This window comes from Paracoccus sp. MBLB3053 (genome assembly GCF_031822435.1).
Classification (GTDB): domain Bacteria; phylum Pseudomonadota; class Alphaproteobacteria; order Rhodobacterales; family Rhodobacteraceae; genus Paracoccus; species Paracoccus aurantius.
This window is the reverse complement of the sequence record NZ_JAVQLW010000005.1, coordinates 114,023-126,879: the sequence shown is the minus strand read 5'-3', so window position 1 is coordinate 126,879 and position 12,857 is coordinate 114,023. Positions and strand designations below refer to the sequence as shown.

Sequence of the window (12,857 nt, the reverse complement as noted above, 5' to 3'; positions counted from 1 at the left end):
ATGCCCGCCCCCGCTGACGGCATGTGTGGCAGGGCCATGCGGCGCACCGGGAAAAGATCGCAAGGATGATCTTCTCAACCTTGCCCTCCGGGGTTAGCATGAATTTCCGCGCTCCCGGCATTTGCCCGCGCGGAACATGGAGGAGGCCAGATGTCCCGACGAATGATTGGGGGGTTGCGCATGATTCCTCAGGGCTTGCGCGGCCTCGGCGGCTGCATTTCCGGCGGCCTCGTCATGGCCGCAGTCTCGGCACCGGTGTTCGCGCAGGATGCGCTGCCCTGCGGCTCGCCCCATGTGGTCGTCAGCGGCGACACGCTGAGCGGGCTCGCGCGCCGGGCCTATGGCGATGCCGATCAATACCCGCTGATCGTCGAGGCGAACCGCGACACGCTGGGCGCCGATCCGCGCGATCTCGCGATCGGCATGACGCTGAACATCCCCTGCACCGGCCTGCCGGCAGCCAGCTCGGCCGAGATGCGCGCCGCGATCGAGGCCGAGGGCGATCTTACGACTGATGAACTCGATACGCTTTTCGGGCCGGTCGCGCTTTTCCCCGATGAACTGCTGACGCCGGTCCTTGTCGCCACGACCTTCCCGCTTGACGTGGTGAAGGCCAGCCATTTCGTCGAGGACACATCCGGGGATACCGACAAGGAGCGTTCCGACAAGGCGGCGGCCGAACCCTGGGATGACAGCGTGCGTGAACTGGCTGCGGCCTTCCCCGATCTCGTCACGCGGATGAGCGACAATATCGACTGGACCGAACAGGCGGGCGAAGCCGTGGTGGGTCAGACCGACGATGTGCTCGCCTCGATCCAGCGGCTGCGGGGCGAGGCACAGAAGAACGGCTATCTCGTCGACACGCCCGCCCAGAAAGTCGAGACGGTCGAGAACAAGATCCGCATCGCCCCGGCCGAGCCCGGCGTGGTCTATGTCCCGACCTATGACAGCCAGGTGGTCTACAAGACCCCGGTCGCCGGGGCGCCCAACTATCACTATGGCTACAATTACGGCTATGACGACGGCACCCATTGGAACGACCTCCTGGTCACGGGCGGCATCCTTCTGGGCAGGGCGGTCATTCTTGACGAAATCTTCGACGATGACGACGATTGGCATGGCTGGCACGATGATGATCATATCGACTGGAACCGCGGCGACATCACGATCAACCGCGGCGATCGCAACTTCGAGCGGGGCGACATCAACATCGACCGCGACAACATCAACATAGATCGCGACCGCATCGGCAACCGGGTCAGCATCGGCGCGAACAACCGCCCCCCGATCGACCGTGACCAGGTTCGCCGCAACATCTCCGAGCGCACCGCCAACCGTCCGAACAACCGCCCCCTTGCCGATCCCGCCAACCGCGCGGCCGCCAAGAAGAAGATCGAGGCGCGCAAGGCATCCGGCGCCAAGCCTGCGAACCTTCAGGCGACCAAGAAAAAGCTCGGCCAGGCCGCCGCCAACCGCAAGCAGCCGGTCCGTCAGGCCAAGCCGGGCCAGAACCGGGCCAAACCCGCAGTCAGGCCCGCAGCGCAGCGCGCCGCCGCCAAGCCGCATGTCTCGCGCCCCGCGGCGCATAAGTTGCCCAAGCGCGCGACGGCGCCAAAACGCTCGAACAGCGCGTTCCAGCGCCAATCGGGTCCGCGCCCGTCGGCGGCAAGCCATCGTGGCCGCGCCAGCCTCGGTGCGAAAGGCGGCCGCCATGGCGGTCGGGGAGGAAGAAGATGAAACCGCTCATGCCTGCCTTGGCCTTGATGCTTGCCGCCGCCCTGCCCGCCCGGGCCGAGCCGCAATATTTCGACACGCCCGACGCCGCGGTCGCGGCGCTGGTCTCGGCGCTCGAGGCCAAGGACAAGGCCGCCGTGATGGCGATATTCGGCCCGGAAACCGAAGACCTGGTCTCGACCGGAAATGCGGATGAGGACCGCGAGCTCTGGGGCAAGTTGCTTGACGACATGCACGTCATCCACCGCCTCGTCGAAGCCGGCGAAAACCGCCTGACCCTGCTCGCCGGCCGCGAGATGTGGCCCTTCCCCGCCCAGCTTGCCAAGACCGATCAGGGCTGGAGCTTCGATGCCGAGGACGCGCGTGAAGAGGTGCTCGCGCGCCGCATCGGGCGGCATGAGCTTGAGGTCATCGAGATCATGCGGCGCGCGCCCGAGGTCCAGGCCAGGTATCGCAGCACCGACCAGGACGGCGATGGCGTGATGGAATTCGCGGCCTCGATCCTGTCGTCTCCGGGTCAGCATGACGGGCTCTACTGGCTCGATGATCCCGAAACGCCGCCCGCGCCCTTTGACGAAAGCCTTGCGCGGGCCAATTTCACCGGCTTCAGCGACGCCGGCGAGGATCGCCCGCCCGAACCCTATGAAGGCTACTATTTCCGCATCCTGCAGGGTCAGGGGCCCGCGGCTCCGGGTGGCGCCTACAGCTACATGATCGGCGGCAACATGATCGCGGGCCACGCTCTCGTGGCCTATCCCGCCGAATATGGCGACAGCGGCATCATGAGCTTCATGGTCGGCGAGGAAGGCACCGTCTATCAGGCGGATCTGGGCGAGGACACGCTGGAAAAGGCCGCGGGGATCGAGCTTTTCGACCCGACCGAAGAATGGGTCCCGGTCGACTAGCCGCCCCGGCTGCGGCCGCCCGGGCCGGGCGGCCCTCGGCCTTCGGGATCAGTTGCCCGAGATCAGGATCGGCACATCGCCCAGCAACTGGTCCAGCCCGAACCCCGTTTGCGGCGGGAAGCCGCCCGGCCGGTTGAGGCCGCGCCCGATCAATTGCACGACCTCGGGCGAACCTGCGAACTTCGAATGGCTGCCCGACGTCGAATCGTCGATCTGCGACAGGTCGATCACCGTGACCCCGAACCCGGCCAGCTCCTCGGCATTGGCCGCCCCGACGCGCGGGATATTGCCTGCGATCCGGCGCGAGGCAAGCAGCGCCCGGTCATCGCGCGACACCAGCAGAAAGAGCCTGCCCCGGATCTGCGGCGGCAATTGCGCGATCTGGGTGCGGAACAGGTCGATATCTATATCCGGGGATGCCAGGACGATGGTCTTGATCGCGCTGCGGCGGCCGAGCATTCCCCGCTTCTGCGCATCGACCAGTCCCTCCATCGTCAGCAGGGTGCCCATCGAATGCGCGAAGATGTCGACGCTTTCCGCATTCGTTCTGCTCAGCAGCGTGGCTGCTTCCTGCAGCTTGTCGCGCGCGATCAGCACGCTGTTCAGATCGTAGACATAACGGACCGGACTGGCAGCAGAAGCCCAGGTCAGAAGCACCGGCACCCCCTGATAGTCCGTATCCTCGATGAACTGGGAAAGCCGCAGGATCGCGTCGCTTGTCGTGTTGTTGTAGCCATGGACGAAAAGCAGAAGCTTGCGCTGCCCCGCCGGGCGCTTGGCCAATTCGCGGTTGATCTCGCGGCGAAAGGCCTCATCCGTGCGATAGATGACCGGTTCGACAATGGTGAATTCGGTTGCCGGATCGGGCGGCAGGTTCTGCGGACGCTCCAGGTTGCCGAGCTGATGCGTCGGCGGCACGGTCGCCACCACCGAGGCAAGCCCCAGTTCCGGCGAACGTTCGGCCGAATAGAACGCCCCGACCACCTCGGTTGCCTGCCGCGTCGTCGTGATGAACATCTTGTGGCGGCTGATCCCCGCTGGCGAAACAGAACCGGCCCGTGGGCCTACGACGCCCACGATCTCGGGCGGACGGCTGCAGGCGGCAAGCATCAACGCGCAGGCGAGCAGGGCGAACTGAAGAAGGGAAGGCAATGTACGGCATGTCCTGTGCATCTGGGCCTCGGCCATCCAAATCGGTCGGGCGAAGCATGCGCATCGCACCCCTTTCCCGCAAGCCGGGCGTTTGCGGGCAGAAAGCAACTGTCCGGGCTGCGGCGGGATTGTGCAACAACCTGCCCGGCCCAAGGGTCGGCAGGACCGCAAGGGGCAAGTTCGGGCAAAGGGCCGCTCCAGCCGGGCGCGATGGACAAGACCCGGCCCTCGGGCCATCATCCCGTCCGATCGGAACACGGATCGGACGGGATGAAGAACGACGAAGGCAGGCATGTCACGTTTCGCAGGCACCCGGCTCTGCCGGGCGTGGAAACGCTTTCGGCTCGCTACATGCGCCAGCGCTTCAAGCCCCATGCCCATGACGAATATCTTTTCGGGGTGATCGACGCCGGCATCCACGAGGTCTGGTGCCGCGGCGAGGCGCATCGCGTCCCGGCCGGGTCCCTGGTCACCATGCGTCCGGGCGACGTGCATCATGGCGGGGCCGGATCGGAGGATGGCTGGCACCAGCGCATGATCTATATCGCCGAGCCGGAGATGCGCGAGTTGATTGCGGATATCACCGGAAAGCCAGGTTGCGGCACCCTTGATTTCGGCGCGGCATTCCATGCCCGGCCCGAGCTCGGGCGCAGGTTCGCGGCACTGCATGCGCAGGTGCATGGCGATGGCCCTGCCCTGCTGCGCGACACCGCGCTCGACGCGCTTCTGGGCATGATGCTGGGCGAACTCGGTGCCCTCGCCCTGCCCGATGACCGGCCGGCGCCCCGCGCGCGGATCGCCCAAGCGCTCGACTATCTCGATGCCTGCCACGACGAGAACGTGTCGCTCGCAGATCTCTGCGCGGTGGCGGGTCTGGGCAGGCGGCAAACCATCGCAGCCTTTCACCGCCTCACCGGCATGCCACCCCATGCCTGGCATATCCTGCGCCGGATCGAGCGGGCCAAGTGCATGCTGCGCCAGGGCGCGCGGGTCGCGCATGTCGCCGCGGCGACGGGCTTTGCCGATCAAAGCCATATGGGGCGCCACTTCGCGGCCATCATGGGCGTGTCGCCCGCCATCTACGCGCGCGGCTGAAGCCGCAATTTCGTTCTATCCCGCAAGGCCGGGCCCGCCCTAACCCTGTTCCCGACGCAGCAGGAGAACGGGAATGACGGAACGTGGCAGGGTTCTTTGGGCGGATCTGGCCGTGCTTGGCGTGGCGGTGGTCTGGGGGGCAAGCTACCCGATCGCCAAGGGCGCGCTGGCACATGCGCCGGTCCTTGTCCTGATCTTCTACCGCTTTGTCGTGACGGCGCTTGCCATGTCGGCGATCGCCCGACGCGAGATCCTTGCGGCCGCGCCGCGCGACCTGGCAGCCGGCGCCGTCCTTGGCGCGATCCTCTGCGCGATCTTCCTGGCCGAAACCTGGGGCGTGGCGATGACTTCGGCGACCAATGCCGCACTGATCATCTCGCTCTGCACGCTGCTCACACCGCTCATTGAATTCGGGCTGCGGCGACGCTTGCCGCCCGCGGGCATCTTGCTGGGCGCCGGGATCGCGATTGCGGGCGTGGGCCTTGTCGCAGGCGGGCTCGACCGCCTCGGGATGGGTGATTTCCTGATCCTGGTCGCTGCGGGCCTGCGCGCCGTCATGGTGGTCGCGACGAAGCGCCTGATGGCCGATCGCGCAATTGGCTCCGCCGCCCTGACGGCGGTGCAGGCGGGAACGGTTGGGACGCTGACCCTCGCGCTCGTCCTGACCGGCTATAGTGGCGAGAGCGGTGGCGGGGAATTGATCGTCGGGGCCGGTTTGCCGTTCTGGGCGGCGGTGGGCTTCCTGTCGCTTTTCTGCACGATCGCCGCGTTCTACGTCCAGAATGCCGCGATCCGTCATACCAGCCCCACGCGCGTGTCGTTCCTGATGGGAACCGAGCCGCTTTTCGGCGTCCTCCTGGCGCGGGCCCTGCTCGCCGAAACGGCCAGCCCCGCGACCATCGCAGGGACGGGGCTGATCCTTGGCGGCACCTTCCTTGGCCTCCTCGCGGAACGGCAAGTGCCGCGCGGCCCTGCCCAGACGACGCTCAGTCGGGGCTCGCAGCCCCCAGCGCATCGCGCCGAAGCACCCTGATCCTGCCGCGGCTGATCGCGACGATGCCGCAGTCCTGCAGCCAGCGCAGCCGCCGGTTCACCGTCTGCCGCGTGCAGCCCGCCAGCGAAGCCAGATAGACCTGGCTGATGAACAGTTCCGGCTGCCCCTCGCTGGTGAACTGGTGGACATAATGATCGATGCGCTGATCCGCCGTCAGGAAGTTGTCGACCGATCGCACCCGATTGTCCCGGACCAGCCGGTCATGCAGCAGCCCGGCCAGGTTGACGACCAGTTGCTGGGCCGGAACATGGTTTTGCAGGATCGAGACGTTGCAAGCCAGCAGCCGCGCATTCGGCAAGGCCCGGCAGGACGCGGCGCAGGTCTTGCCTGAAAGCGCCTCGATCTCGCCCAGGATCTCGCCCGGCCCCGCGATATGGACGATGATCGAATTGCCCGACCCGTCCAGGTAGACAACTTCCACCTGACCACGTTCGACCAGGTAGAAAAGATCGGTCGGCTGGCCCTGCAGAAGGATGTCCCGCGGCTCGGAATAGGTGCGGCTATGGCAGTCTGACAGAAAGGCGCGCTTCTGCGCCTCGGTCAATCCCTGCAACAATTCCATGCTCAGCAGATGCGCGCCGCCGGGTTGGTCATCCATCGCTCAGGCATCCCCCATCAAGGCAAGCGGCAACGGGTCGGCACGAAGACGGAGATTTTGCACAAGCGGCTCGAATCTTGGGGAACGAAGCGATCGAAGGCAAAGATTGCAATGGAGAGCGGGGCGATACAAGCCGCCCCGCTCTACGAAAGGACAAGTAAAAATCGGCCACTCGTTACTGTTTCCGGCCGATCCTTTCGCATCCGGAAACATGCCCCCCTTCTAGCCAAGAGGACGGGAAGGAAGTGTCGGCTAGCTGACGTTCGGCGGCGGAATTCGCCGAACCTGTCCCAAAAGGCAGGTCCCTGCCCGTGGCATCGACCTGACCCGCCATGCCGGGGCGACCGGTCTGTCACATTCGGCCCCTTCAGGCCCCCCGTTCAGGCCCCAGCACGCGTCCTGCGGCCCTTGTCGCTAGGCGGGTTGAAACTCTGCTGCTAGGCTCTGGCGGTGACGAAGACCCGATGGGGTTTGACAACCCGTCGGGGGCCTTAGCCCCGCGCCGCCGCCGGCGCGCGTGGGGAAACGGGAAATTCAATGTCCGGAAGCGGCCCAGACCGGCACCGGAAACGAACGGGGGCAGAGCATGGAACGGATTTCGATCAATCGGCGGAAGATGCTGGCCGGCATGGCGACGGGTCTGGGCGCGGGGCTCGGGATCGTGGCGGGCGCAGCCGTCGGACAGGTGGTCATCGACGCCGACAACCTGAAGCCGGGGGAATTCACCTGGCACCCCGAAAACGCTCCCCAGGGAGGCGTGGCCGTGATCGTGTCCCTGCCCGAGCAGCGCGTCCATGTCTATCGCAACGGCATCCGGATCGGGGTATCCACCTGTTCGACCGGCAAGAAGGGCCATGAAACCCCGACCGGGGTCTTCACGATCCTGCAAAAGGACAGGGATCACAGGTCATCGACCTATAACGACGCGCCGATGCCGAACATGAACCGGCTGACCTGGGACGGCATTGCACTGCATGCGGGAAACCTGCCTGGCTATCCCGCCTCGCATGGCTGCGTCCGGCTGCCGATGGCATTCTCGAAAAAGCTCTACGGCGTGACCCATGTCGGAACGCCGGTCATCATTGCGGGCAGCCATTCGGATTCCTGGCACCTGACCCATCCCGGCCGGTTGCTGAGCGACGGTTCGGAAAGCATGCTCGAAAAGGTGATCTCTGGCCTCACCGGCAAGCAGCGCCCTTCCGACTGGCGCGAGGCCGAGGCCCATCCCGTGGCCACCGTGCTGGCCTCGACGGCGGACCGGCGGGTCCGCCTGTTCCGCAATGGCCGGGAAACTGCCAGTTCGGATTTCAGCCTCGTCGGGGAAGGCCCGCTGGGTGAACATGTCCTGATGCTCGAGACGACAGGGAATGGCGTGGGCTGGGTCGGCGTGACCCATCACCCCGACCCGACCCGGCCCGCTGCGCCCGAGGTTTCGGTTCTCGAACGCCTGCGCATCCCCGACGCTTTCCGCGCGCAATTGCATTCGTCGCTGCATCCGGGCCTCACGCTCGTGCTCAGCGATCTGCCGAACCGGCCCGCCCCGGATTCGGGCGGCGATTTCGTCATCCTCACCTCCTGATCGGCCCCGTCCGGGCCGGATTGACCCCGGGCTCCCTTGCGCCTATGAAATCGGCCAAGGTGCCGGGCACCTGCCGCCTGCGGACCATGGTCACGGTGAAGCCCGGAATTTGACGACATCTCACCCTCGAAGCATTTCGCAGGTGGGCAATGCAGGCTCCCATCCCTCATGAAATGCCTCGCCAGAGGAGTGATCGATGTCCGAACGGCACGCTTTTGACGACCTGAAAACACCATTCCCGGCCGCTTTCGGCAGGTGGTCCGCCCCATTTCGCCCATCGGCCGCAAGGCTCGTGCAGGGGGGCCCAAGATGAGCCAGCTTTCCGTCGAAGGCGCCAAGGCGCAGGCCAGGGCCCTGCGCGCGGCACTACAGGCCCAAGGCAGGCCGATCAGCCATGCCCAGGCGCTTGAGCTTGTTGCCCGCCAGCATGGCGCGCGGGACTGGAACACCCTTCACGCCCGGCTTGGCCAGCGCAACGCCCCGCCCGAACTCAGCTTGGGCGACCGGGTCAGGGGTTGCTATCTCGGGCAGGACTATAGCGGGCGCATCATTGCGCTTTCCGGCCCGACCGGACACCGCCAGGTCGAGATCCGGCTGGATCGGCCCGTCGACACAGTCCGGTTCGAGAGCTTCTCGAACCTGCGCCACCAGATCCGGGGCACGATCGACGAAACCGGCCGTTCGCAGCGCAAGACTTCGGACGGAAAGCCCCATCTCACCGTCGAGAAGGCGCCATCCTGAAACGCGAACAGCGAAGGCGCGGCAGGCCGAAATCCGCCGCGCCCCGCATCCCCCCGCTGAACCGGGCGCCTCGGCGCTTGGTCGAATGGCCCGGCCCGCAATGCACGGTTGAAGCGAAGCCCCGCCGCTTGCTAACCTGATGCCCATAACCACCAAGGCCGGAACGGCGCGGGCAGGGGCAGGACATGAAATCGACGATATCGAAGCTGCGGATCGCGGCCGGCCTCTCGGCTGTCCTGGTCATGGCGGGTTGCGGCATGCCGGGCCGCCACTCGGCACTCGAATGCATGGAGCGCGCCATGTATTTCGAATCCAACCGATCCAGCCGGGACGGCATGATCGCGGTCGGCAGCGTGGTGATGAACCGCGTCGAATCCAGCCGCTATCCGAATTCGGTCTGCGCGGTCGTGGCGCAAAAGGGACAGTTCGCCCCCGGGATCATGCGACGCAAGATGGACAAGAAATCCATGCCCCTCGTCCGGGACTCGGCGCGGGCCGTCCTGCGCGGCGAACGCCACCCGATGATCGGTGATGCGATGTTCTTCCATGCCGCGAGCCACCGCTTCGGCTATGACAACATGCATTACGTTCTCGTGGCTGGCGGCAACGCCTTTTACGAACGGCGCAAGAATTACCTCGTCACCCAGCCCGTTCCGCCGCGACCGATCGAAAACCTGACCGGCCGGTAGGCGCGCGGGCGCGCCCCGCCCCGCCAGCGCCGCCGCGATGGCCTCAGGCCGCCGTGCCGACCGCCTCGTCGCTCAGCCGGCCCGAGATCAGCGCCGACAGCGCAACCATGATTGCGGCCGTCCCCAGGACCAGGGGCAACCCTCCGACCTGATAGGTCAGGCCCGACAGCAGCGTGCCGATCAACCGCCCCGCCGCATTGGCCATGTAATAGAAGCCCACATCCATCGTGACCCGCTCGGTCTTCGTGAAGGCGAGGATCAGATAGGAATGCAGCGACGAGTTCACCGCGAAGATCGCGCCAAAGACCAAAAGCCCCGCGACCAGCGTTGCGGTCAGCCAGGGCTGCGGGCCGGGCGACAGCAGCGTCGCCACCGTCAGCGCGGCGGGAACCACGAACAGCGCGCCCGCCCAGCCCCGCGCGGCCCGGATCAGTTCTGCCTCGGGGCGGCTCGCCGCCCGAAGGATCTTCGGGGCATTGGCCTGGACGATGCCGTAAAGGATCACCCAGACCGCCATGAAGCTGCCGATCATGAAGAAGGCCGCGCGGTTGCCCGCCTCGGTCCCGTCCGACAGAACGGCATAGAAATAGATCGGGATGCCCACCACGAACCAGACATCGCGCGCCCCGAACAGGAAGACCCGCGCCGCCGAAAGCCAGTTCACATTGGCCGATTTCGAAAAGACCTCGGAAAACTTCGCGCCCTTGCGTCCCCTTGGCAGGCCGGCGGGCATGAACAGCGCCACCGCGACCAGGATCACGGACAAGACCAGGGCCATGACCAGCACCGACCAGGTAAAGCCCAGCACCGCCAGCAATGCCGCGCCCAGAAGGAAGCCCAGGCCCTTCACCGCATTCTTCGACCCGGTCAGCACGGCGACCCAGCGGAACAGTCCCCCGCCCTCGGCCGGGGCCAGAAGCTTGACGGCCGATTTCGACGACATCTTGGCCAGGTCCTTGGCCACGCCGCTTGCCCCCTGCACGCACATCACGAAGGCGACCGAAGCGCCAACCGCCCAGCCCGGGTCAAGCTGGGTCAGCGCCAGCAGGGCCGCGACCTGCAGCCCCAGCCCCGCATAAAGCGTCGAGGTCAGCCCGAAGCGCGCGGCGATCCAGCCCGCGGCAAGGTTCGTCACCATCCCCGCGATCTCGTAGAGGATGAACAGGTAGGCCAGCTGCACCGGCGAAAAGCCCAGCCGGTGGAAATGCAGCAGCACCAGCATCCGCAGCGCGCCATCGGTCAGCATGAAGGCCCAATAGGCGGCAGTGACGGCGGCATAGGCCGACAGGCCCTCGGGACGCGTGCTCACAGCGAAGCCCCGACCATCAGCGCGACATCGACCAGCCGATGGGCATAGCCGAATTCGTTGTCATACCAGGCATAGACCTTCACCTGCGTCCCGTTCACCACCATGGTCGATGGGGCATCGACGATCGAAGAGCGCGGGTCGTTGGTATAATCGGCCGAAACCAGCGGCCGCTCCTCGTAGCCAAGGATGCCCAGCAGCGGGCCTTCGGCGGCGGCCTTGAAAAGCGCGTTCACCTCTTCCGCCGTGGTTTCGCGCGCGACCTCGAAGACGCAATCGGTCAGCGAGGCATTCAGCAGCGGCACCCGCACGGCATGACCGTTCAGGCGACCCTTGAGCTCGGGATAGATCAGCGTGATCGCGGTGGCCGAACCCGTGGTGGTCGGGATCAGCGAATTCAGCGCCGAGCGCGCCCGGCGCAGGTCCTTGGCGGGGCGGTCGACGATGGTCTGGGTATTCGTGACATCATGGATCGTGGTGATCGATCCGTGCCTGATCCCCAGGCTCTCGTGGATCACCTTCACCACCGGGGCGAGGCAGTTCGTCGTGCAGGACGCCGCCGTGATGATCCGGTCGCGTTCCGCGTCATAGCTGTCCTGGTTGACGCCATAGACGATGTTCGCGGTCGGCCCGTCCTTGACCGGGGCCGAGACCACGACCTTCTTCACCCCGGCCGCGAAATAGGGCGCAAGCTTCGCCTCGGACTTGAAGACACCCGTGCAGTCGATGACCACATCGACACCCTCCAGCGGCAGCGCCGCAAGGTCGCTGGTGCCAATGAAGGGCAGCCGGGTTCCGGCGATGCTGATGCCTGACGCGTCATGGCCGAATTCCGCATCCCAGCGGCCATGCACGGTGTCGAATTCCAGCAGATGCGCATGCATCTCGGGATCGCCCACGGCATCGTTGATCCAGGCAATCTCGGCTCTGCTCTCCAGAAGCGGCTTCAGCGCAAGCTTGCCGATCCGGCCAAGGCCATTCAGCGCATAGGTGGTCATGCGGTTTCCTCGGGGAAATGAGTCGCGATCTCGTCGACGGCGGATTGCAGGGCGATGCGGTCAAGGCTTCCGACGGGCAGCGCGGAAAATGCCTCGATGCGGTTCTTGAGCGCGCCATAGGCCTGCTGGAAGGCTAGGCTCATCTCGGCCTTGGTCCCCTCGGCCTTGACCGGGTCGGGCATGCCCCAATGGCCGCTGATCGGCTGACCTTCCCAGGCCGGGCATTCCTCGTTCGCGGCGTGGTTGCAGACGGTGAAGACGAAATCCAGATGCGGCGCGTCAGGCCCGGTGAATTCCGACACGTTCTTGGCGCGCAGCTTCGAAATGTCATGCCCCTTGTCCTGAAGGACCTGCAGGGCAAAGGGGTTCAGTTCCGAATAGGGCCGCGTGCCCGCGGAAAAGGCGTTGAACCGGTCCCCCGCGACCTTGCGCAGGATGGATTCGGCAAAGATCGAACGCGCCGAATTGCCGGTGCAGATGAAAAGGACGTTATACTTGCGATCGGTCATGTCAGCGGTTCCCGTGCTGGAAGGAAGGCAAAGTGCCGGTCGGCCACGGCAGCAATCGGTGAACAGATATCCGAACATCTGCTGCACCTCGGCCATCTGGATGGAATAGAGAAGCGAGGTCCCTGCCCTTTCCTGCGCGACCAGTCCCACGCGTTGAAGCGCGGCAAGATAGGTCGACATGGTGCTGGCCTTCACGCCAAGCGAAGCCGCAAGCTCGCCCGCCGGGACGCGATCGGGATAGCGGCGCATGAGCAGGCGAAAGACGGCAAGCCGTTGCGGATGGCCCAGCGTGGCAAGTTGATCGGGTATCTCTTTTTCCATAATTCATGGATTAATGAAATACAGGCCGAAAACCAAGTGAAGTTTCCATGACAGTTCTGCGTCACCGTCCCGACCCGCCGGCGGTCCCCCCTGCCCCCGCCCGCCTTGCCCGTTCGGCTTGGGTTCGATCGGAACCGGGCCGTCTGCCTTTTCACCCCGCGCCGCCGGGGGCTTTC

General features: G+C 65.8%; 12 protein-coding genes. 7 read left to right on the top strand and 5 right to left on the bottom strand.

What is annotated here, in order from left to right:
* The first annotated feature begins 180 nt into the window (after positions 1-180).
* Positions 181-1,737 carry a DUF3300 domain-containing protein gene (locus tag RGQ15_RS20795; protein ID WP_311162778.1) on the top strand — a complete coding sequence of 519 codons (1,557 nt, stop codon included), beginning with the start codon at positions 181-183 and terminating at the stop codon, positions 1,735-1,737.
* The gene (locus RGQ15_RS20790; RefSeq protein ID WP_311162777.1) at positions 1,734-2,639 is read left to right on the top strand and encodes a DUF2950 family protein; all 906 of its coding nucleotides are present in this window, start codon (positions 1,734-1,736) and stop codon (positions 2,637-2,639) included. The genes RGQ15_RS20795 and RGQ15_RS20790 overlap by 4 nt, the downstream gene beginning before the upstream one ends.
* A 48-nt stretch (positions 2,640-2,687) precedes the next feature.
* Here RGQ15_RS20790 and RGQ15_RS20785 read toward each other — a convergent pair whose 3' ends face one another.
* Positions 2,688-3,791 (bottom strand): alpha/beta hydrolase, encoded by a 1,104-nt coding sequence (locus tag RGQ15_RS20785; protein ID WP_311162776.1) that lies wholly within the window; start codon positions 3,789-3,791, stop codon positions 2,688-2,690.
* Positions 3,792-4,061: 270 nt separating this feature from the next.
* Here RGQ15_RS20785 and RGQ15_RS20780 point away from each other — a divergent pair, with 270 nt between their 5' ends.
* Entirely contained in the window at positions 4,062-4,886 is an 825-nt protein-coding gene (locus RGQ15_RS20780) for an AraC family transcriptional regulator (protein ID WP_311162775.1), read from the top strand.
* Positions 4,887-4,959: 73 nt separating this feature from the next.
* Positions 4,960-5,919, top strand: a complete 960-nt coding sequence (locus tag RGQ15_RS20775) for a DMT family transporter (RefSeq protein ID WP_311162774.1) — start codon at positions 4,960-4,962, stop codon at positions 5,917-5,919.
* Here the strand turns inward: RGQ15_RS20775 and RGQ15_RS20770 are convergent.
* Entirely contained in the window at positions 5,873-6,538 is a 666-nt protein-coding gene (locus RGQ15_RS20770) for a Crp/Fnr family transcriptional regulator (protein ID WP_311162773.1), read from the bottom strand. The two genes, RGQ15_RS20775 and RGQ15_RS20770, sit on opposite strands and share 47 nt — an antisense overlap.
* 586 nt (positions 6,539-7,124) lie before the next feature.
* On the opposite strand from RGQ15_RS20770, the gene RGQ15_RS20765 reads away from it, so the two are divergent.
* The 3 genes from RGQ15_RS20765 (at position 7,125) to RGQ15_RS20755 (ending at position 9,547) form a co-directional block, all read left to right on the top strand.
* Positions 7,125-8,117: a L,D-transpeptidase gene (locus RGQ15_RS20765; protein ID WP_311162772.1), complete on the top strand. Its 993-nt coding sequence runs from the start codon at positions 7,125-7,127 to the stop codon at positions 8,115-8,117.
* Positions 8,118-8,426: 309 nt separating this feature from the next.
* Positions 8,427-8,858, top strand: coding sequence for a glyoxalase superfamily protein (locus RGQ15_RS20760; protein WP_311162771.1), 432 nt, complete (start codon positions 8,427-8,429; stop codon positions 8,856-8,858).
* Positions 8,859-9,043: 185 nt separating this feature from the next.
* On the top strand, positions 9,044-9,547 hold the full coding sequence (locus tag RGQ15_RS20755) for a cell wall hydrolase (protein WP_311162770.1): 504 nt from the start codon (positions 9,044-9,046) through the stop codon (positions 9,545-9,547).
* 43 nt (positions 9,548-9,590) lie between these two features.
* On the opposite strand, the gene arsJ is transcribed toward RGQ15_RS20755, so the two are convergent.
* The 3 genes from arsJ to RGQ15_RS20740 are packed head-to-tail and all read right to left on the bottom strand — an operon-like array spanning position 9,591 to position 12,681.
* Positions 9,591-10,856: an organoarsenical effux MFS transporter ArsJ gene (arsJ, locus tag RGQ15_RS20750; protein WP_311162769.1), complete on the bottom strand. Its 1,266-nt coding sequence runs from the start codon at positions 10,854-10,856 to the stop codon at positions 9,591-9,593.
* A complete protein-coding gene (locus RGQ15_RS20745) occupies positions 10,853-11,851 on the bottom strand; it encodes an ArsJ-associated glyceraldehyde-3-phosphate dehydrogenase (RefSeq protein ID WP_311162768.1) in 999 nt (332 codons plus the stop codon). The genes arsJ and RGQ15_RS20745 overlap by 4 nt, the downstream gene beginning before the upstream one ends.
* Complete coding sequence (locus RGQ15_RS20740; protein WP_311162767.1) at positions 11,848-12,681, bottom strand: arsenate reductase/protein-tyrosine-phosphatase family protein; 834 nt, start codon at positions 12,679-12,681, stop codon at positions 11,848-11,850. The genes RGQ15_RS20745 and RGQ15_RS20740 overlap by 4 nt, the downstream gene beginning before the upstream one ends.
* Positions 12,682-12,857: the final 176 nt, after the last annotated feature.